General features: G+C 47.0%; 18 protein-coding genes, 2 tRNA genes and 1 pseudogene. 7 read left to right on the top strand and 14 right to left on the bottom strand.

Translation table 11 applies throughout. From position 1 onward, the window contains the following. Positions 1 to 17 precede the first annotated feature (17 nt). From rpoB to prs, 12 genes are all read right to left on the bottom strand, one after another. Entirely contained in the window at positions 18 to 3,515 is a 3,498-nt protein-coding gene (gene rpoB, locus PF479_RS17160; protein WP_298009147.1) for a DNA-directed RNA polymerase subunit beta, read from the bottom strand. 91 nt (positions 3,516 to 3,606) lie between these two features. Next, complete coding sequence (gene rplL, locus PF479_RS17155; protein ID WP_298009144.1) at positions 3,607 to 3,978, bottom strand: 50S ribosomal protein L7/L12; 372 nt, start codon at positions 3,976 to 3,978, stop codon at positions 3,607 to 3,609. A gap of 102 nt (positions 3,979 to 4,080) precedes the next feature. Further along, on the bottom strand, positions 4,081 to 4,611 hold the full coding sequence (gene rplJ, locus PF479_RS17150; RefSeq protein WP_298009141.1) for a 50S ribosomal protein L10: 531 nt from the start codon (positions 4,609 to 4,611) through the stop codon (positions 4,081 to 4,083). 3 nt (positions 4,612 to 4,614) lie between these two features. Beyond that, positions 4,615 to 5,289 carry a 50S ribosomal protein L1 gene (gene rplA, locus PF479_RS17145; RefSeq protein WP_298009138.1) on the bottom strand — a complete coding sequence of 225 codons (675 nt, stop codon included), beginning with the start codon at positions 5,287 to 5,289 and terminating at the stop codon, positions 4,615 to 4,617. Between the two features lie 5 nt (positions 5,290 to 5,294). Then, a complete protein-coding gene (gene rplK, locus PF479_RS17140) occupies positions 5,295 to 5,726 on the bottom strand; it encodes a 50S ribosomal protein L11 (protein WP_298009136.1) in 432 nt (143 codons plus the stop codon). Positions 5,727 to 5,804: 78 nt separating this feature from the next. Continuing rightward, a complete protein-coding gene (nusG, locus tag PF479_RS17135; RefSeq protein WP_298009133.1) occupies positions 5,805 to 6,359 on the bottom strand; it encodes a transcription termination/antitermination protein NusG in 555 nt (184 codons plus the stop codon). A gap of 24 nt (positions 6,360 to 6,383) precedes the next feature. After that, positions 6,384 to 6,563, bottom strand: coding sequence for a preprotein translocase subunit SecE (secE, locus tag PF479_RS17130; protein ID WP_298009130.1), 180 nt, complete (start codon positions 6,561 to 6,563; stop codon positions 6,384 to 6,386). A gap of 107 nt (positions 6,564 to 6,670) precedes the next feature. Further along, a tRNA-Trp gene (locus PF479_RS17125) sits at positions 6,671 to 6,744 on the bottom strand. Between the two features lie 11 nt (positions 6,745 to 6,755). Further along, the gene (gene rpmG / locus PF479_RS17120; protein WP_298009126.1) at positions 6,756 to 6,932 is read right to left on the bottom strand and encodes a 50S ribosomal protein L33; all 177 of its coding nucleotides are present in this window, start codon (positions 6,930 to 6,932) and stop codon (positions 6,756 to 6,758) included. Positions 6,933 to 6,998: 66 nt separating this feature from the next. Continuing rightward, a tRNA-Thr gene (locus PF479_RS17115) sits at positions 6,999 to 7,071 on the bottom strand. A gap of 112 nt (positions 7,072 to 7,183) precedes the next feature. Then, positions 7,184 to 8,566, bottom strand: a complete 1,383-nt coding sequence (locus tag PF479_RS17110) for an FGGY-family carbohydrate kinase (RefSeq protein ID WP_298009123.1) — start codon at positions 8,564 to 8,566, stop codon at positions 7,184 to 7,186. A 22-nt stretch (positions 8,567 to 8,588) separates the two neighbouring features. Beyond that, positions 8,589 to 9,824 carry a ribose-phosphate diphosphokinase gene (prs, locus tag PF479_RS17105; protein ID WP_298009120.1) on the bottom strand — a complete coding sequence of 412 codons (1,236 nt, stop codon included), beginning with the start codon at positions 9,822 to 9,824 and terminating at the stop codon, positions 8,589 to 8,591. A 237-nt stretch (positions 9,825 to 10,061) separates the two neighbouring features. On the opposite strand from prs, the gene PF479_RS17100 reads away from it, so the two are divergent. From PF479_RS17100 to PF479_RS17070, 7 genes are all read left to right on the top strand, one after another. Continuing rightward, a complete protein-coding gene (locus PF479_RS17100) occupies positions 10,062 to 11,105 on the top strand; it encodes a BMP family ABC transporter substrate-binding protein (protein ID WP_298009117.1) in 1,044 nt (347 codons plus the stop codon). A 33-nt stretch (positions 11,106 to 11,138) separates the two neighbouring features. Further along, the gene (locus tag PF479_RS17095) at positions 11,139 to 12,656 is read left to right on the top strand and encodes an ABC transporter ATP-binding protein (RefSeq protein WP_298009114.1); all 1,518 of its coding nucleotides are present in this window, start codon (positions 11,139 to 11,141) and stop codon (positions 12,654 to 12,656) included. Then, positions 12,653 to 13,681 (top strand): ABC transporter permease, encoded by a 1,029-nt coding sequence (locus PF479_RS17090; RefSeq protein ID WP_298009112.1) that lies wholly within the window; start codon positions 12,653 to 12,655, stop codon positions 13,679 to 13,681. The genes PF479_RS17095 and PF479_RS17090 overlap by 4 nt, the downstream gene beginning before the upstream one ends. Then, positions 13,678 to 14,514, top strand: a complete 837-nt coding sequence (locus PF479_RS17085; protein ID WP_298009109.1) for an ABC transporter permease — start codon at positions 13,678 to 13,680, stop codon at positions 14,512 to 14,514. Before PF479_RS17090 ends, PF479_RS17085 begins: the two co-directional genes overlap by 4 nt. A gap of 178 nt (positions 14,515 to 14,692) precedes the next feature. Then, positions 14,693 to 16,342: a Na/Pi cotransporter family protein gene (locus PF479_RS17080; protein WP_298009105.1), complete on the top strand. Its 1,650-nt coding sequence runs from the start codon at positions 14,693 to 14,695 to the stop codon at positions 16,340 to 16,342. 21 nt (positions 16,343 to 16,363) lie between these two features. After that, the gene (locus PF479_RS17075; protein WP_298009100.1) at positions 16,364 to 16,690 is read left to right on the top strand and encodes a hypothetical protein; all 327 of its coding nucleotides are present in this window, start codon (positions 16,364 to 16,366) and stop codon (positions 16,688 to 16,690) included. Between the two features lie 6 nt (positions 16,691 to 16,696). Beyond that, positions 16,697 to 17,980, top strand: a complete 1,284-nt coding sequence (locus tag PF479_RS17070) for a FecR domain-containing protein (protein ID WP_298009097.1) — start codon at positions 16,697 to 16,699, stop codon at positions 17,978 to 17,980. A gap of 29 nt (positions 17,981 to 18,009) precedes the next feature. Here the strand turns inward: PF479_RS17070 and argH are convergent, their stop codons facing one another. Both argH and PF479_RS17060 read right to left on the bottom strand, forming a co-directional pair. After that, complete coding sequence (gene argH / locus PF479_RS17065; protein WP_298009094.1) at positions 18,010 to 19,380, bottom strand: argininosuccinate lyase; 1,371 nt, start codon at positions 19,378 to 19,380, stop codon at positions 18,010 to 18,012. Between the two features lie 108 nt (positions 19,381 to 19,488). Beyond that, positions 19,489 to 20,541: pseudogene (locus PF479_RS17060) on the bottom strand (hypothetical protein); the annotation flags it as partial.

The following is a 20,541-nucleotide window of genomic DNA, read 5'->3' as shown; positions in this document are numbered from 1 at the left end:
TTAAAGTCCCCTTCTGCCTAGAACCGGCTTCCCTGTCTGTTTATCAGTTCCTCATCACGTTCTGTGAAAGGGATCTGTTTGCCCTTGGTGTCATAGATTCTGACATCCAGGGCCAGTCCACGCAATTCCTGTACGAGAACGTTAAAGGATTCGGGAATACCGGCTGCAGTACTCGCATCACCCTTAACAATGCTTTCATAAATCTTCGCCCTTCCATTCATATCATCTGACTTGATGGTCATGAGTTCCTGAAGAGTATTGGCAGCTCCATAGGCTTCAAGAGCCCAAACTTCCATTTCTCCCAGTCTCTGTCCACCAAACTGAGCCTTACCACCCAGAGGCTGCTGTGTTACCAGCGAGTAAGGACCGGTAGAACGGGCATGCATCTTGTCATCGACAAGGTGATGCAGTTTCAGATAATACATGTATCCGACAAATACATCATTCTCAAAGGGCTCTCCGGTATATCCGTCATACAGCTTAATCTTGGCTGACGCTGTAACACCCGATTTTACCAGTTCTGCTGAGATCTCTTCAGTAGAAGCGGAATTAAATACGGCTGTTTCATACATTTTCCCCAATCTGGCTCCCGCCATACCAAGCATAGTTTCCATGATCTGACCAATATTCATACGGGAAGGCACACCAAGGGGATTCAGACAGACTTCCAAAGGAGTTCCATCTTCCATATAGGGCATATCTTCTTCTGGAAGAACACGGGCGATTACACCCTTGTTACCATGACGACCTGCCATCTTATCCCCTTCCTTAAGTTTTCGCTTGGTGGCGATAAGAACCTTGACGACTTCATCAACACCGGGAGAAAGATCATCACCCTCGGAGCGCTTGAGGCGCTGAATGTCAATAACAGTTCCTTCCACACCATGAGGAAGCTTCAGGGAAGTATCTCTAACTTCTTTTGCCTTTTCTCCAAAAATGGAGTTAAGCAATTTGAATTCTGGTGTTGTTTCTGTTTCCGACTTGGGAGTCACCTTTCCAACCAGGATATAGCTGGACTTAACCTTGGCACCCACACGGATGATACCTTCTTCATCAAGCTGTTCAAGAGCTTTTTCTGAAGTATTTGGAATATCCCTTGTCAGTTTTTCCGGACCAAGTTTGGTTTCCCGAACTTCAGTCACAAACTCTTTGATATGGATAGAGGTGTAATAATCATCTTTGACAACTTTCTCAGAGATAAGTACAGCATCCTCATAGTTGTAACCGTTCCAGGGAACAAATCCAACCAGCAGGTTTCTACCCAGAGAGAGCTCTCCATTTTTCGTGGAGGGTCCGTCTGCCAGGACATCTCCGGCCTTAACCTTTTCACCCAGTTTGACAATGGGTTTTTGATTAAAACAGGTATCCTGGTTGGTCCTCTGATACTTAACCATGGGATAGAGATCGTTGACTTCGCTCTCCGCATCATCCGGTTTAATAATGACTTCCTGGGAGGTTACTTTAATAACTTCACCGTTTTTTTTAGCTTTAATGCACACGCCTGAGTCATAGGCTGCCTTTTTCTCCATCCCGGTTCCAACAAGTGGAGCCTCAGGAAAAAGTAGAGGTACAGCCTGACGCTGCATGTTACAACCCATAAGAGCACGGTTCGCATCATCATGTTCCAGGAAGGGGATCAATGAAGCTGCGGTAGAAATAATCTGCCGGGGAGAAACATCCATATATTTGATGTCACTATGATTTTTGATTGTATAATCACCTGATTTTCTAACGGCAATCATCTCTTCAACGAATCCGCCATCCTTATCCAGGGCAGCACTGGCCTGAGCAATGAAGTATTTCTCTTCATCCATGGCAGACAGATATTCAACATCCCTGGTAACCCGTCCGTCAACAACTCTCCTAAAGGGAGTCTCCAGAAATCCGTAGTCATTGACTCTGGTAAAGTTTGCCAGAGATACAATTAAACCGATATTCGGACCTTCAGGGGTTTCTATAGGACACATCCGTCCGTAGTGAGTGTAATGTACATCTCTAACTTCAAAACCGGCTCTATCTCTTGAAAGACCTCCGGGCCCCAGTGCGTTAAGCCTTCTTTTATGAGTCAACTCTGAAAGAGGGTTGACCTGATCCATAAACTGAGACAGCTGAGACGAACCAAAAAACTCTTTAACCGCCGCCACGATGGGCTTGATGGACACAAGATCCTGAGGTTTCAGAGATTCGACTTCTTTGAGGGACATCCTCTCCTTGGCAATCCTTTCCATTCTGGAAAAAGCTGTCTTGAGAGAATTGGACAGAAGCTCACCAACGGAACGGATTCTTCTGTTCCCAAGGTGATCGATATCGTCGATCGAAGCATCTCCGTCATAAACCTTAATCAGAAAACCCATCGTATTAACGACATCCTCACGTGTCAGGACATGAACGTCCTCGGGATTTTCATAATCGAATTTTTTATTCAGCTTGTAGCGACCGACGCGCCCCAGATCATATCGTCTGCTGGAGAAAAACATGGAAATAAGATCTTTCTCGGCACTGTCAACGGTGATAGGCTCTCCGGGCATCAGCACGGAGTATATAGAAGACAAAGCATCTTCTTTTGTTGGTTCATCCTGATCAGGATCGTCCTGATTATATTTAGCTTCTTCTCTTTCAAAACAATTGAGAATCAAGGAAGAATTCAGGGATTCAGGATGTTTAAAGTCAATCACTTCAACCGTCTTGATCTTGGAATGAACGAGTTCGTCAGTATCATGAGGATGGATTTTTTCACCGGCTCTGTAGATTTTCTTCTTAACACCCTCAATTTCTGTATAAACGGCGCGTCCAAAAACCATACCGACAAGAGACTTATCCCCGTCTCTCTTGTTATTTACTTTTACTTTTTTAATTTTGTAAAATTGATCTATGATTTTTTCTCGAGTATCCAGCCCCAAAGCTCTGAGGAACAGAGAACCGAGAATTCTTTTCTTTCTATCTATTTTGGTAAAAACCAGCTCTTTTTTGGGATCAATTTCAAACTCAAGCCATGATCCACGATAGGGGATAATTCGCGAAGAATAAAGACCCTTTTCAACTGAGAAGATAACACCCGGAGACCGGTGAATCTGTGAAACGACAACCCTTTCGGCGCCATTAATAATAAAGGTTCCTCTATCAGTCATGAGAGGAATATCGCCCATGTAAATTTCTTTTTGTCTGATTTCTCCGGTTGACTGGAAAATCAGATTGATACGAGCCTTAATAGGAACAGCATAAGACAGACCTTTTTTCTTGCACTCGGCTTCGGTCATTTTTACACCATTATAATCCAGCTTATAATAGTCATAATCGAGAACCAACTCTCCATTGGCGCTCTCAATGGGGAATGTAGCCTGAAAAACTTCTTCCAATCCCTGGCTGGCCATGGTATTATCACCCCGCAGGGCATTGGTCTGTAGAAACTTTTCATACGAGGAAAGCTGAATATCAATCAATCCAGGCAGATCTATAACTTCTTCATATCTGTTACCGATATAGCTCCGGCTTTCTAACTTTTCCCTTTCAAACACTCAAAACCCCCTGATATGCACTTAACCACAAGAGAAAATAAACTCTTGTGGTCAAATGAGAAAGAATCAACTCTATATACAGCTATTGGAATTATTTAATTTCAATAGTTGCGCCGGCACCTTCCAGCTGTTCTTTAATCTTGGCAGCATCTTCTTTAGAAATGGCTTCTTTAACGACACTATCAGCGCCCTCAACCAGTTCTTTAGCTTCTTTCAAACCAAGACCTGTAATCGCTCTAACTTCTTTGATAACGCCAATTTTCTTACCGTCAGCAAATCCCTTAAGGATTACGTCAAATTCGGACTGCTCTTCTACTACTTCAGCAGCAGCGGCGGGTCCAGCAGCAGCGGCAACGGGTGCAGCGGCTGTAACTCCAAATTTCTCTTCCATAGCCTTAACCAGCTCGGAAACTTCCATAACAGACATGCTTGCAATTGCGTCCAGAATTTCTTCAGTTGTCATATTATCTTCTCCTTGTAATTTAATTTTTTTCTGCAGCGATAGCAATAACAACTACCAGAAGACTAACGCCGCAATATCATAAGATCCCTATAAGGGGATAACTTATTCTGTTCCTTTCTGTTCTGCAACGGCTGCCAGGGTTCTAACCAGCTTTGTAGTAACACCATTGAGGACAAATGCCACGTTCTGAACAGGAGCCTGCATTGTTGCCATCAACTTGGCAATAAGCTCTGTACGGGTAGGCAGCTTTGAAAAAGCCACAACAGCAGCTTCATCGAAGAAAGCGCCATCCAGAAAACCGCCTTTCATGGTCACTGTCGTTTTTTTACCAAAATCAAGTATTGTCTTGGCAACAGGCCCGGCCTCATCATGGGCCAGAGCTACCGCAGTAGGTCCAACCAGCAAATCATTAAGACCATCTTTTCCAAGGTCCTGCATGGCAATTTTGGCCAGATTGTTCTTGATTACATGATACTCAGCATCCTGCTCCCGCAGCTTAGCTCTCAGGATTGTAACCTGTTCTACAGTCAAACCCCTGTAATCAGTAAAGAAGAAGCTATTTACGCCGTCAAATTGCTCTTTCAGAGCTTTAACGGCGTCGATTTTACTCTGCTGTATTTTTTTATCTGCCATCTCTTACTCCTTGACCGCTATTTTAACACCAGGTCCCATGGTAGAAGACAGAGCAATGGATTTTACAAAATCACCTTTTACATCAGTAGGTCTCTTCTTCCTAAGGTCTCCCAGAAAAACATCGACATTTTCCCTGATACTGGAAGCGCCCATAGAGACTTTTCCAACAGCAAGGTGAACAACACCAGTTTTGTCTGCACGATATTCAACACGTCCCTGCTTCAATTCGGCAAGAGCACCTTTTATATCCATGGTAACAGTCCGGGTCTTGGGGTTCGGCATCAAGCCTCGACGACCGAGAACAGGACCGAGCTTACCGACCTCCCTCATCATATCGGGAGTCGCGACACAGACATCAAAGTCAAGCCATCCGTCTTTAATCTTGGCAACAAGGTCATCATCACCAACATAGGTAGCACCGGCATCCAATGCTTCCTTCGCCTTATCACCCTTGGCAAACACGAGAATCTTTTTTTCAGCTGTAAACTGATGAGGAAGACTGACGGTATCACGGACAGAGTGATTCTTTTTAATATTGAGCTTAACAGAGCATTCGACGGTTTCATCAAATTTTGCATAAGCAACTTCTCTTACAAGTTCAATCGCTTCGTTGCAATCATAGATTCTGCCTTCTTCGACTTTAGCTGCAGCGGCTATATAATTTTTACCTTTTTTCACCAGCCTTAGCCCTCCACCTTTATGCCCATTGAACGGGCGGTTCCTGAAATGATGCTAATCGCAGCATCCATGTCATTAGCACTCAAGTCTTCCATCTTGGTTTTAGCTATCTCCTGAACCTGAGCACGGGTCACAGTAGCAACCTTAACCTTGTGAGGTTCAGCAGATCCCTTATCCAATTTCGCAGCTTTTTTCAAAAGAACCGCTGCTGGAGGGGTCTTGATAACAAAAGTAAATGTTCTGTCACCGAATACTGTAATAACTACAGGAATTGTGAGTCCCGGCTCGTAATTCTGAGTCCGTTCATTAAACTGCTGAACAAACTGAGGAGCAGGAACACCATGAGGACCGAGGGCCGGACCTACAGGAGGCGCCGGGGTTGCTTTACCCGCAGGCACCTGGAGCTTAATATAAGCTGTTACCTTTTTCTTGGCCATTTATATCTCCTTGTGGTATTAACATCCTTCCAAAAGAAAGGACTCCCATCTATTTACAAACAGCGCCAACCGCCGTTCTTAGATCTTTTCAACCTGAGAGAAGTCAACCTCAACAGGAGTACTCCTGCCGAAGATTCCGACCAGAACTCTCAGCTTACCTTTTTCCTGATGCACCTCTTCGATGTTTCCGGAAAAAGATTCAAAGGGTCCTTCTACAACCCGAACTTCCTCACCTATCGCAAAATCCTGCTTGGACTGATAACGGCGCTCTGCTTTAATAGCACCTGTTTTCTGCAATATAGATTTAGCCTCATCATGACTGATAGGCTGCGGCTTGGAACCGGAAGCGTAACCGACAAAACCGACAACGCTTTGAATCTTCTTTATTTGAGTACAAACATTTTTCCACCCGCGATCAGGAAGGTCCATCTCAATGAGGACGTAACCTGGCAGGAATTTTTTAGACACAGTGCGTTTCTTACCGTTGCGTACTTCCACAACATCTTCGGCAGGTACTTTTACATCAAGCACTGCACCGGAAAGAGATCCGTCTTCCATATAGAGGCGGATATACTTTTCCACTTTATTTTCATACCCCGAGTAGGTATGAAGCACGTACCATCCCTTTGCCATTATACATCCTTGCCGCTGGGGGCATTAGAAAATAAAGAAAAGCCCTTTCATAAGGACAAAATCAACCAGACCAAAAAAGATGGCGAACAACGCAGTAGAAACAAGCACAACTTTTGTTGAAGCGGTGACTGATTCCCTACCTGGCCAAACTACCTTTTTAAGCTCTCCATAACTTACTAAAACAAAAGCCTTAACTTTATTCATAACAAGCTCCCGATGATTGTAGACAGATGAATTCACTCTGCCTCTTTAGACAAACAAACTCCGACACTAGGTCGGAGGTCAGTCTAATCAGAAAAAAAATTAAAAAACAGGCCAGGTAGGACTCGAACCTACAACATCCGGTTTTGGAGACCGGCGCTCTAGCCATTGGAGCTACTGGCCTGAATAAAAAACTTATTTAATTTTGGTCTCTTTGTGATCAGTAGACACCTTACACCATTTACAATATTTTTTCAGTTCCAACTTTCCCTGGATATTTCTTCTGTTTTTTGTAGTGGTATAATTTCTTCTCTTGCAAGTCGTACACTGAAGGGCAATCAGTTCTACTGCCCCTTTCTTTGCTTTTGCCATTATTAAAATCTCCCGTGCATTACTGAATCAACAGGCTCACATACTGTCTCTTGTAGAAATGAATAAAGCCTCCGACCGGATTTGAACCGGTGACCCCAACCTTACCATGGTCGTACTCTACCGACTGAGCTACAGAGGCATGCTGCGAATTGCTCATGTAAACTACCAAAATGCTTTTCCTTTGTCAACTCTTTTAAAGAAAAAATAGCAGATAAATATAAGTTCCAAATATATCTCTACACTGAATAATTTTATTCTTTTCCTGGATATTCCTGATAAAAAGAGACAACACTTTCACAGGCTCTTCTGTAGCGGGTATATTTTCTGTCGTAGATTTCTGAAAAATCCTTTCTAGGGTAGATTTCACGTTTTATCTTAACCAGGTCTTCCGACGCTTCCCTTATGTTTTTATACCGCCCCAGGGCGCATGAGGCAAGACAGGCGGAACCTAATAATTCGGCATCTTCAACTTCAGGAATCAACACGGTTTTTCCAGTAATATCCGCCTTCATCTGATTCCAGACAGGACTCTTGGCCTGCCCCCCGGCCACCCGTAGTTCTTTCACCGGAAGATCAAGCTCTTCAAAGATTTCAAGACTCCGTCTGACTGCAAAACCGATGGCTTCCATCACAGAACGTCCCAATTCAAATTTGCCCTGCCCCGGATCCAGACCCGCAAACATGCCATTTGAAAACTCCCAAAGATTCTCCCCTTTCATACTGGGGAAGAAGAAAGGATGATCCTGACTGGCGGGAATGGCATTCACTCCATCCATAGTTTCTTTATAATTATACTTTTCCTGCCCAGTAAGCTGACGGTACCATTCAAACAGGCTGCCTGTTGAGGAGAGGATGGCCGAAACATTCACGAGGCCCTCCAGGGCATGGGGCAACTCCCGCACCCGGCTGTCACCGCAGGCATGAGTGGCGCAGTAGTTGATGCCTTCCGAGGTTCCGGCCCTGTCACAGATGCGTCCCGGCTGTATGGCTCCCGAACCTATGAGGGACACAATAAAATCAGAACCACAGGCAATAACAGGAGTGCCGGCCTTCAGGCTGGTTTTAAGGAGGGCTGTCGCCGAAACAGGAGCGACAACGGACCCCATGGGTACAAGATCGGGAAATGCCGATTTTCTGAACTGATGTTTATCCAGCTCTGAATCGGACCAGATATAGGGGATATAGCCCTTTTGGGGCGAAACCATGACAGACTTGCCCGTCAATTGGGTATACAGAATTTCAGGGCAGGACAGGAACAGATCCGCTCTTTTATACAATGCGGGCTCATTTTCACGAAGCCAGTGGATTTTAGGAAGATAGTAGGAATCACTGATCAGAGAACTTGTCCCGTAGTCATCGTTCCACATCAGGGCCGGAGACAGGGGTTTGCCATTCAATTCGGCGGGAACCAGGGTCGGACCATTTCCACTGATGGCGACAGCACTGACCCGGGAAGCTCCCAGGGTTTCCAGGATTTCCAGAAATCCCTGACTCCATAGTTCGGGGGGGAATGAGAAGTTTCCCTTGAGGGAGTCCGCAGAAAAGCCGACCCGGTGAAAAGAGAAAAGAAAACCTTCCTCGGTTATAAGTCCACCCTTCATCGAGGATGTTCCGATATCAACTGCCAGTATCAATGATTACCTCTACATGGGAAAACTACTTTTTCTTCAGCATCCTCTGAATCATCTTGCTGTTATCCAGCAGAGGAGAAACAGAACGGTTATGATGAACCCTGGAAATGGACCGTGCAAAAAGATTGGAGACGCTGGCTGAAAAAAACCACTCCTTGGACAGGATCTCTTCCGGTAAAGTGACCGCATTGGTACCCACAATATAATCGAAATAGCCTGCTTTATAGGCTTCATCAAAATGCTCCACTGCAGAACCTGAAAACATGGGAAGAGACACAGAACAGATTATTTTCTTGGCACCCAGTTCTTTGATCAGTTTCATGGCCTTGATCAGGGTCCCTCCGGTCCCCAGCATATCGTCTGCCATAAAGACTGTCTTTCCTACCACATCCCCTAAAAGACGGGCTGAGGTAATATTGGAGTCGGCAGCGCTCCTGGTGAGCTTGGAATAGTCTCTCTCTTTATAAAGGAGAGCCAGTGGCTTTTTCAGTGAGTTGGCATAGAACTTATTGCGTTCAATGGCACCCGTATCAGGGGAAACGACAACCAGATCTTCTTCCAACATGTTGATCTTGCCGCTCAGCTGACGCAGAATTTGATAGGAAGCATGGAGGTTTTCGAGAGAAAGTTTATGAAAACAATGGGATATTTCCTTAGAATGAATATCCAGGGTTATGATTCTCTCTACACCCATACTTTCAAACATCCGCCCCAGGGTAGAAGCCGTCAGACCTTCACGGCCTTTTGATTTATGCTGTCTGCTGTAAGGATAGGTCGGGAGTACAAGACTGACCCGCCTGGCCCCCGACTGCATGGCGGCATCAATTGTCACGTACAGACTCATCAGGTGATCGTTGATGGAGCAGACACTTTTTTCGTCAGAACCGGCGAAGCGAATAGGCGTATTGTTGGCCATATCCTGAACAATGTAGACATCCGCTCCCCTGATGGAACGGAGAATCTCTGCCTTCACTTCCCCATTGGCAAATTTTGTCACTTTGCATGGTATTTTGAATGAAGGACTCCTGTAATTACTTGCATCACCCACTGCGGTAACCCGATGAGAAATCACATCATCCGCAAAGTTGGACTGTTTGCTTACCTCCACTCTATCTATATTATAAAGACGGGAAATATAGCTGACTTTATTTTCGAACCTTGTCCTGTAAATCTTCTTCAAATGGGAGGTAATTTCATCTGCAAATTGCTCTCCTCCCGGGCAGGCGATCACCCCAAGAGACGTTGGTTTGGAAAAACTCATCTGTTATCCTTAATTGTTGTGAACTTCGCTGAAAAGATATCATGTCCCATCATGAGGGGTCAATATTCGCTTTCCCTAGATTCAGAGGAGATTCAGTCTCGAAATGGGGTTTACCAGCACAGATGATTGCACCATAATTTGCTCAATCCGGGTGAAGGTCCCTATAATACACGTATAGGATCATTAAAGTATGAAACAACATCCGATTTAAAAGTTCCCCGGACCAAGGAGTATGAAATGATTTATCATAATAAAAAACATAATATAGTGATGATGATGGCCCTGATACTGATTTTGATGAGTTCCTGTACCCCCCAAAAGAAGGTCCAGTCCTCTTCCTCCCCTGCAGTTTCGTCTCTGGCCGTGTTTGTCCCGGGAGTGCTCTCTGGAAGCCCGACCTACGAAATGATGGATGCAGGTGTTCGAAAAGCAGCCGCAACAAAAGATATTCCAGTCAAAACCATTGAAGGCGGATTCAATCAGGCCGAATGGAAATCCCAGGTACTGGCTCTGGCTTCTGAAAAAAAATATGACCTGATTATCACATCCAACCCGTCAATGCCTGAAATCTGTCGTGAGATAAAAAAAGTATACCCCCATCAGAATTTTTTGATCCTCGAAGGAAGCAGCATTGAGAATGATACAGTATCCACATTTCTTTTCAGCCATCTGGAACTGTCCTACCTTCTGGGATATTTTGCCGGACTGGCAACTAGATCGGATGAGCTGAGTGGAGCCAACCGGGAACTGAAAGTGGGCCTTATTGCTGGACAGGAGTATCCTGAAATGATGCAGAAAATCAAACCCGGTTTTACTCAGGGTCTAAAGGCTGCCGCAGGGGGAGACGCCGAACTGGATTTCCGTGTGATTGGAAACTGGTATGATGCCGCCAAGGCATCCGACCTGGCGACCAGCATGTATGACGATGGGGTCGATATTATCCTGACCATTGCAGGCGGAGCCAACCAGGGCGTTGTCAGTGCGGCAAAAGAGAAAGGCCATTATGTCCTCTGGTACGATACCAACGGATACAGCATCGAACCTGGAGTGGTACTGGGAAGCGGTATTATCAAGGAAGACAGGGCAGCCTATGAACAGACCCTCCTGGCTCTTGAAGGAAAACTGGAACCGGGGTCCTCTGTATATGCAGGAGTGATGGAAGGCTATATTGACTTTATCGACGACGATCCACTGTATATTGAATATGTCCCCCAGGTACTGCGGGATACTATGACGCAAGAGCATACTAAACTCAGAAAAGGGACCCTCCTCTTCCGATAAGCTCTCAACGACTGCAAAGGAGAAAGGATTCCCTTGTCAAAAAGCCAAGAACCGGTTCTTACCATAGATAAAATTACTCATCGGTTTTCAGAAAACGGTATTCTTGCCTGCCGGGACATCAGCCTTCAGGCATACAAAGGGGAGATCCTGGCTCTTATGGGAGAGAACGGAGCCGGGAAGTCGACCCTGATGTTCCTGCTCTCGGGATTCCTGATTCCAAGCGAGGGAAGGATGACCGTTCCGTCAGGGTCAACTCCCCGGGCCAGAAGAGAATTCACCGGAATGATTCATCAGAAGCCTCTTCTGGCCGGGAACCTTTCAGTCTTTGAAAATATCATCCTGGAACAAGGCGGGTGCCATTTAAATCCCATCTTTAATCCAAAGTCCCTCAGAAGGGATATTTCTGAGATTCAGGAACGCTATGACCTTCCCCTGGATCTGGACATGAAGGGGATGGACTTGACGGCGCCTCAAATCCAGAGAGCCGAACTGATCCGTGCCTTATGGAAACAGAAATCCCTCATCATTCTGGATGAACCGACAGCCAGTCTTTCGGATAAACAGAGAGATAAACTCTTTGCCTTGATGAAACAGTTCAAAGAAGAAGGAAAAACCATCCTCTTTATAACCCACAAAATCCATGAAGCCATCATCACGGCCGATAGACTGGCCATCCTGAGTAAGGGACAGCTCATGGCGGTGGTGAACAAGAAAGACTTCAATGCCTCCGAAATCTCACGCCTGATGATCGGCGAATCAAAACCGGGGGAAACTGTTCTTCGAAAATCACCGGGGAGAGAAGACCGGGGTAAAACCGTTTTGGAACTCATGGATGTTGATGTGACCGAGTTGGGTACCAAACGGCTGAAAAACATATCTCTTCATCTTGATGCAGGAGAAATTCTTGGAATCAGTGGAATCCGGGAAAACGGTCTGACCCATCTGGAAGACCTCCTGAGCGGAATGGTCCAGCCCTCAACGGGACTGATATTAATCAATGGCCGGAACAGAATACCTCTCAGCCCCTATAAGCTGAGGCGCTGGGGCATCTCCTATATCCCGGCAGACCGTCTCCAAAGGGGAGCCGATCCAAATTCAACACTGGCCGAGAACCTATCGGTCCTCAAACGGGAAATCTCCGGCGGGTTAAGCAGTTACCGGAAAAAACTCCTCCTTTGGGCGAAGGAATATATCCGTATCCATAAAATAAAAGGTCTGGCGGATCAACAGGTAAGAACTCTCTCGGGAGGCAATATTCAGAAGATGATAGTGGCCCGGGAATTGGGAGGCTCTCCTCGCCTTCTTATTGTTTCCGAACCCAGCTGGGGACTTGATTTCAAAAGCAGGGAAGCCCTTCATGATCAGCTGTTCCAGGCAAAGGATGAGGGAACAGCGGTCCTGCTGCTGACAACAGATCTGGATGAGATGCTTCTTTTGAGCGACAGAGCCTGCGTTTTGACGGGGGGAGTTCTCAGCGAGATATCAAGGAATGAAGAAGAATGGAACAGAACCTTTGTAGGAGAAAGAATGACCGGAGCCGACAGAGTATGAAAAAAATCAGAATACCACCCACCGCCATGGTTTTGATCCTTTGCCTCCTAGCGGCAGGAACGGTTATTTTCATCTTCAGCGCATCCCCCCTGGAAACCCTCTATTACTTCATCCCGGCAGTTCTCAGCAACCCTCTCTATCTGGGAGAAATGCTGAATATGCTTGTTCTTCTGAGCCTGACAGGTCTGGGGATCACTGTGGCCTTCAGGGCCGGTTCCTTCAACCTCGGAGGAGAAGGTCAGCTTTATATGGGGGCCTTATGCTCCGTCCTGGCAGCCAGATACTTCCCGGACCTTCCGGGAATCCCCGGCATCCTGATCATCACTCTCTGCGGCATGATCGGAGGGGCCATGATGGCGCTGATTTCGGGACTGATGAAGGCCATCTGGAAGGTGGATGATCTTATCAGCACATTTCTACTCTCTGCAGGGGTCACCAAGGTGATTGATTATCTGATCACGGGTCCCTTGAGCGACCCGTCCAGCTATCTTATGACAACGGCAGCTCTAGCTGAAAAATTCAGACTGAATTCCATCCTGCCTCCCAGCCCCTTCAATCTGAGCTTTCTCCTCCCCCTTGTCCTGCTCCCTACTTCTTATTATATAGTGAATCATACCCGGGCAGGTTATGAATTGCAGATGACAGGGAGCAGCAGCAGTTTCGCCCGCTTTGGCGGTCTGAATACGGGAATTTATGAAACCATCCCGTTGACCATCAGCGGGGCCCTTCATGGACTCGCAGGGTCACTGGTTCTGACAGGGACCTATTATGCAGGAATACAGGGACTGACCTCCGGACTGGGATGGAATGGCATAGCCGTAGCCTTGATCGCCGGGAATAAAATCCCTGCCATCGTACCGGCGGCTCTTTTCTTTGCCTGGATCAGCCAGGGAGCCAAAATTGCCGTGCTTCAGTCCGATTTGACCCTTGAGCTGGGCGCCATCATTCAGGGCATACTCTTTCTCCTGATCTCCTCACAGGTCCTGAGACTCCGCAGGGTTGTAGGAAAGGGAGATCTGGGATGATACTGAATATTCTAAGCAGTGCCTCCCCTCTGATTCTAGCCGCCCTGGGCGGATTGTTAACCGAAAGAGCGGGTATTTTGAATATCGCTCTGGAGGGGATGATTCTGAGCGGCGCCTTCACGGCCCTTCTGGTGGGAGGCCTGAGCGGCAGTCCTGTCCTGGGAATTCTGGCGGCTCTTCTGGCGGGAATCCTGGTGGCGGCAGTATTCAATTTCAGCAGTTTCACTCTCAAGGGGAATCCCTTTATATGCGGCCTGGGCATCAATATTCTGGTCCCGGCCCTCATCGCATCGATAACACAGAAGCTCTATGGGAATCAGGGGATTATCAGACCCCTGCAGATCGGCTCTCTTCCCCGGCCTGCAGGACTCGATATGTTTGTCTGGGCGGCTCTGGCGACCATTCTGGTGCTGATGATCCTATTTTACAGAACAAGGCAGGGCTTGATCATCCGATCCTGCGGTGATCATCCCGATCTCCTGATCAGCCGGGGAATATCCCCCTTGAGAGTCAAAAAAAACATGCTACTCCTGTCAGGGATTCTTTGCGGACTTTCTGGAGCGGCTTTATCTCTCCGCCTGGGAGTGTTTGTACCCGGCATGTCTGCCGGAAAAGGCTGGATTGCTCTTGTTGCCATCTACCTGGGATACAGGAAAATTCCGGGTATAGCCCTGGCCTGTCTCTTTTTTGCTCTGGCCGAATGGGGGGCCAACAGAGCCCAGGGATTTCTGGGTCTGCCCCCCAGCCTGATTCTCAGCTTCCCCTACTTTCTAACCTTAGCTGGTCTTCTGTTCTTTTCCATAAGGAGAAACAGACAAAATATCTCAAAATAAGACTTTCATCGGGGAAATGTTAAATATAAGTTTAAAAGCCGGAAAATTCTATTGCAAATGTCTGCTTCCCCCGATTAAACTGACTCGTCTGATTCACCCCCGAGGGATTCAGTTATTTCCCAATTCAAAAAAAGAACCATCTATCTTTACATAAAGTAAATACAGGAGTTTTAAAAATATGACATTAGTCTTGAACATCATGCAGATTATTGGTGCACTGGGAGTCTTTCTCTTCGGAATGAAAGTGATGAGCGAAGGGATTCAGAAAGCTGCGGGAGACGGGCTTCAGAGTGTTCTGAATCATATTACTTCCAATCGTTTTGCGGCGGTTCTCACAGGATTCCTGATCACCGCGATTGTCCAGTCTTCTTCAGCGACAACTGTTATGGTCGTCAGTTTTGTCAATGCAGGACTCCTGACCCTGACCCAGTCCATCGGTGTCATCATGGGAGCCAACATAGGAACAACAGTCACGGGATGGATCGTCTCCCTCCTGGGATTCAAATTCAAAATCAGCACCATGGCCCTCCCCATTATCGGATTGGGCCTGCCCCTGTACTTTTCCAAGTCAGCTAAACGAAATGACTGGGGAGAGTTCCTGATTGGTTTTGGTATCCTCTTCCTGGGACTCTCCTTTTTGAAGAATTACATGCCCAAACTGGATGATCAGATGGTCTCCTTCCTGTCTCAATACACAGGCCGAGGCGCCCTCTCGCTCATTATCTTTATTATAGCCGGTGCTCTGGTCACCATCATTGTCCACTCCTCCAGCGCCTCCATGGCCATCACATTGACCATGGCCTACAATGGACTCATACCCCTGGAAGCCGCGGCCGCCATGGTGATGGGTTCCAACGTCGGAACCACCATCGATGCCTTTCTGGCCTCAATCGGTACCAATGTGAATGCTAAAAGAGCAGCACTGGTCCATATCCTTTTTAACTGTGCCGGTGTCCTTGTGGTCGCCCTGATGTTCAAACCCTTTATAGTCATGGTCAGATCGATCGTTCCAGGAGACGAGATCACCATGAACCTTGCCATGTTCCACACCCTCTTCAATATTCTGAACACCCTGATTTTCATTGGATTTGTACCTCAAATCGCCAGGATGGTTGAAAGGATGATTCCCGCCGGAGAAGTGGAAGCAGGGCTGGGAAAATACAAACTGACCTACATTGATTCAACCATTCAGAATGTTCCCGAGATCAATATTATTGAAGCACAGAAAGAAGTCTCTCATATGACAAAAGTGATTGAAGACATGTTTAATATCTACACGGAAGTCTTCAAAAATCCAAAGAAGAAGATGGGTGCCCGGGTCAAGGAAGTCAAGGAACTGGAAGATTACAGCGATCAGATGCAGGAAGAAATTACAAAATTTCTGATTGCCTGTTTCGGAGACAGCCTGAATCAGAACGGGCGCAACAATGTCAGTTCCATGATGAGAATCGTCAATGAGCTGGAGAGCATTGGAGACAGCTGCTATAGCCTGATACTCCTGGCAGAGCGGCGTTTCAAGAAAGACATTCCCATGCATGACAAAGCCGCTGAGGAGCTGATCCCCGTCATAACTCTGGTTCAAAAGTTCCTTTTCTTCATCAAGTCCCGGGTCAATTTGCATATGAGTAAGGAAACCCTGAAAGAAGCCTATGAGATGGAAAGCAAAATGGAGTCTTTCAAGAAGAGCCTGAAAAAAGAGGTGCGGAAGAACCTGAAGAGCGGTGCGGACATTAAAGGAGAATTGCTGTATCTTGATATTGTCCGGCACATTGATCAGATTGGAGATTATTGTCTAAATATTGCTCAGGCTCTGAGAATATACAACTAGAAAGCCTGAACAGGAGGAACCATGCTGGTAGAAATTGAAAAGGTCCGGCAGGTTCCCGGAGAGGATTACCGGCGATGGTTTGTAGATGAAAATACGGATCTGATCGTCTGGTATGATGCTTCGGGAGATAGGATTACAGGTTTCCAGCTCTGTTATGATAAAAAATCTGTTCAGCGCTGTCTAACCTGGCAAAGAAGTGAATCTGACAGAAAGTCCATTATGAGTGCCGATGGCCGGTACAGCCGAAAACGGGTTATCCGCTTATTTGATCCCATATCACTCAAGCTACCTGAAGATCTATCAACCCTGGTCAGATCAGTTCTGGCCGGTGAAATACAGGATGGTTAGGACACAATGAAATCCCTTGTTAAATCCCTATTACTGATCATGGCGGGCCTCCTGCTGGCGGTAGGACTCCTTTACGGCTATTCCATATTCTTCAAGACCGCCGGGAATGAAGGTCTGGAAGAATCCCTGCGTTTTATCCCTATAGAACCGGGTGATGCCATAATATCCAGAATATCCGGTGATGTTTTCATCATCAGAGAAGAACTGATCCTCACTCCCCATGTCGGAGATGCCCTCAGGGAAGGGGATGTCATCAAGGTTGTAGATGAATCCTGGTGTCAGGTTCATTTTGTCGGCAAGGCCACCATGAGCCTCCGCAGCAACACTCTGGTTAAAATTCAAAAACTCCTATCCAGCCCTATGGATTCAGATATACGAACCGAGCTTTTAACAGGTTCAATGATCTACAAGGTTGACCGCCTGGATGCAACAGATAATCTTGAAGTCATAGCACAAGAGAAAATCTATCGGGTTGAGGGCACAGAATTCATGGTGGAAATCTATTCCGGCGGCAGCAGAGTGGCTGTTCAGGAAGGAAACGTGGTGGTCCTCCAGAAATCAGGAAACCAGGAAGAGAAACTGCTGAAAACTGTACCATCGGGTTTCAGCCTGGATTTACAGGGTTGGAACAAAGACCTGCCCCTGCCTGAGGCAAAAGAACTGAACCAGGAAGACAAGAGGATTTTTGAAGAAGAAGGCCCTGGCCTCCCCTACCGTGATCCAGCCACCATGATGTATCTGGAAATCAGGACAGCCCCCCCGGGAGGACAGATCTTTGTGGATGGAAAACTCACCGGGCAGAGCCGCTTAAGCGGTCTCTTCCCCGCCGAAGGGAATCTCACGATACTGGCCCGAAAACGCGGATTTAGCGACAGCAGTATGAATGTGAAGCTGCAGGATCTGAAAAGTTCACTCCTGGTCCTGAAGATGAACCCACTGGGATTGAATGAAAGCCTGGAAGCGGAAAAGACCAGCTCCCGGCCGGAAAAGATTGATGAAATCAAATCCCAATTTGAAAAAGAAATTTCTGATCTGAATTCCGGTTTTTCCAGGAAGATTGAAGAGAATACTCAGGAGAATAAGAAACTACTGCAGGATTCAACGAACTTCAGCATGAGCCTGCAGAGTGATATAGTGAATCTGCGTAACAAAAACTCCGCTCTGGAAAAGAAGAAAACAGAACAGGAAAAGATGAGAATAGAGCTGGAAAAGGAACTGGAAAACAGTCTGTCAGAACAGCAGAAGCTCCGGGACCTGCTGACCCAGATTCAGGAACTCTCAGATCAGTAAAGATTTTCTCTCCCAGACACCTGGGAGGGTTATCTGACCAGAAGATTCAGGCTCTGCCCCATCAGGGATTCCAGAGCTGTAGCAATTTTCACTTCCCTCTCTGTGGCGCTGTTCATCAGTGCCTCCAGACGCTGAAGGGCCTCGTCCAGGCAGAGCTTTCCGCTCGTACCGGTATAGGTTCTGGAATGGATGGATTCGTCCGGGTCCTGGTCGCCCAGCTTGTCCAGATGAAGGCCCACCTCTTTGTAAGCATCCCTGAAACTCATTCCGGAGGCCACAAGATCCAGGGCCGCATCGGTGGCATAAATGTCCTTGGAAAACCCGGCCTTGAGGCCGTCAATGTTCACTTCAAGTTCCCGGAACGTCAGGGTCATCATCTTCAAAGAGACAGAGCTGATATCACAGCCCTTGAGAAAGGGCTCCTTGGTTTCCTGAAAGTCCCGGTTATACCCCGAGGGAAGAGAGCGCAGGATATTCCTGATCTGTGTCCCGCAGGCACTGACTGTCCCGGCCTTGGCTCTCATCAGTTCCAAACCATCGGGATTCTTTTTCTGAGGCATGATGCTGGAACCGGTGCACAACTGGGCGGGCAGGCTGAAATAGCCGAATTCAGGGAGAGAAAAAAGTATCAGGTCCTGAGCCATTTTACTCAGAGTCAGAGTGATCTGATCCAGAATATCCAGAACCATCAACTCCATCTTGCCCCGGCTGTTATTCACATAGACAACATTATTCTGAACCCTGGAAAAGCCCATGAGTTCTGTGGTCATCTCCCTGTTCAGAGGAAGGGGAACACCGTATCCTGCAGCAGCCCCCAGGGGGTTCTGATCCAGGATTTCCCAGGCGGCAGAGAGGAGACGAATCGAATCGATGAGCTCTTCCGCGAATCCGCCGGCCCAGAGCCCTACCGAGGAGGGCATGGCAATCTGCATATGAGTCCGTCCCGGCATGGGAGTCTCTTTATGGAGTTCTGCCAGATCCAGAATGGCCCGGGCCAGCTCTCCCGTTTCCTTGATGATGCCCAGAACCCTTGTACGGGCATAGACCCGGATGGCTGTGACCACCTGATCGTTCCGGCTCCGTCCTGTATGTATCTTCTTTCCCGCATCACCGGCAAGCTCAACAAGGCGGTTCTCGATGGCCGTGTGGCCGTCTTCATCGGATCTCTTGATTTCGAATTCACCTCTGGCATGTTCATCCAGAATCTGATTGAGCCCCTTCTTGAGGTATTTCAGTTCGTCCTGGCTGAGGATACCGATGGACTGGAGCATGGTGGCATGGGCCAGACTGGCAACACAGTCCGAGGGGATGAGCTTCTGATCCAGGATGTAGTCGATGCCGACGGTGAACTCTTCTATCAGTGTATTCAGATCATAATCTTTGGCCCAGAGCTTGCTCATTGTATCTCTCCTGAAGAGGGGGAATTTGAGGGCTATAATAGCATTAATAAACAAGAACCGGAAGAGGATGAGCCTTAAGTGAGAGAGAAGTTACCCATGCGAAAAGGACTAAAAGGATTCGTAGGCTCCCGCATCAACGGCAAGTCCCTGGACCCGCGGACTCCCTTTGATATCATAAGGAAAGGGTTCTGTTGTGTTCCCGTCTCCATCGGCATCGAACCAGTCTTTGGGTATATAACTTTCATTCCCGATATCCACCATGGGCCGTGAATTATCGGCGGCATGAAGAGTGTCAAGCGAGGTTTTCCAGAGACCATCAGGACCTTCAGGAAAATCCACGGTCAAAATATCGATGAATCCCGGGGAGACTCCTGAAGAAAATGGAGCATTGTCATAGGGACTGACACTCTGGACACAGGAGCCTGTTAAATTCAGTATTCCGGAAGTGACTTCCACATCCATAAAAGACGGCGCCGAGGCATTCGATTCAAAAACAGAGTTTACAATAAGAGTATTATTAGAATTCTGACTGTAAATGGTGGCAGAATCTATGGCAAAGTTTTTAACGAATGTGGAAAAAGAGATGATGCTGTCACTATTATTGAGGAAAATGCATGTTCCATCTGCTCCTGCAGATGTGAACTGGTTCCATGTAAAAACCAGATTAAAGCCATTAAAGAGACTGTCGGTAATATAAATACCCCCTCCGGATCCGGGATTGCCTGTATTTGTATCAAAAATCGAACTTTGAATGACCAGCTGTCCACCCTCCTGATAGATTGCGCCACCTTTGGCTGCCGTATTGCTGGTGAAAATACAATCATAGATGAATAGATTTTCCCTGCTGAAAATCGATCCACCCCCTGCTGTAGCATTCCTGCCACCTTCAAGATTGAGGTTCTGGAGATAGACATCCTGAGGCACGGCCGGATTCCCGTCATCCACAATGAAGTGCTGGGAATTCGACAAACCCTCGATGGTCAGTCCCCCATCGGGTCCCAGAAGATACAATTCAGATGAAATGGGAAGAGGACTCATAATATCAATAGCATAGGTTCCCGATGGATAAGTGATGATTTTTATCTCATCCCTTGAGTTGGCGATTTCCAGGGCTTCTCTCAAAGTCAGGTCCTGCCAAATGCCGTCATAAAGGTCACCATC

It is taken from the genome of Oceanispirochaeta sp., from assembly GCF_027859075.1.
In the GTDB taxonomy this organism is placed as follows: domain Bacteria; phylum Spirochaetota; class Spirochaetia; order DSM-2461; family DSM-2461; genus Oceanispirochaeta.
Note: the sequence above shows the minus strand (reverse complement) of the source record. Positions and strands in the feature narration are given on the sequence as shown.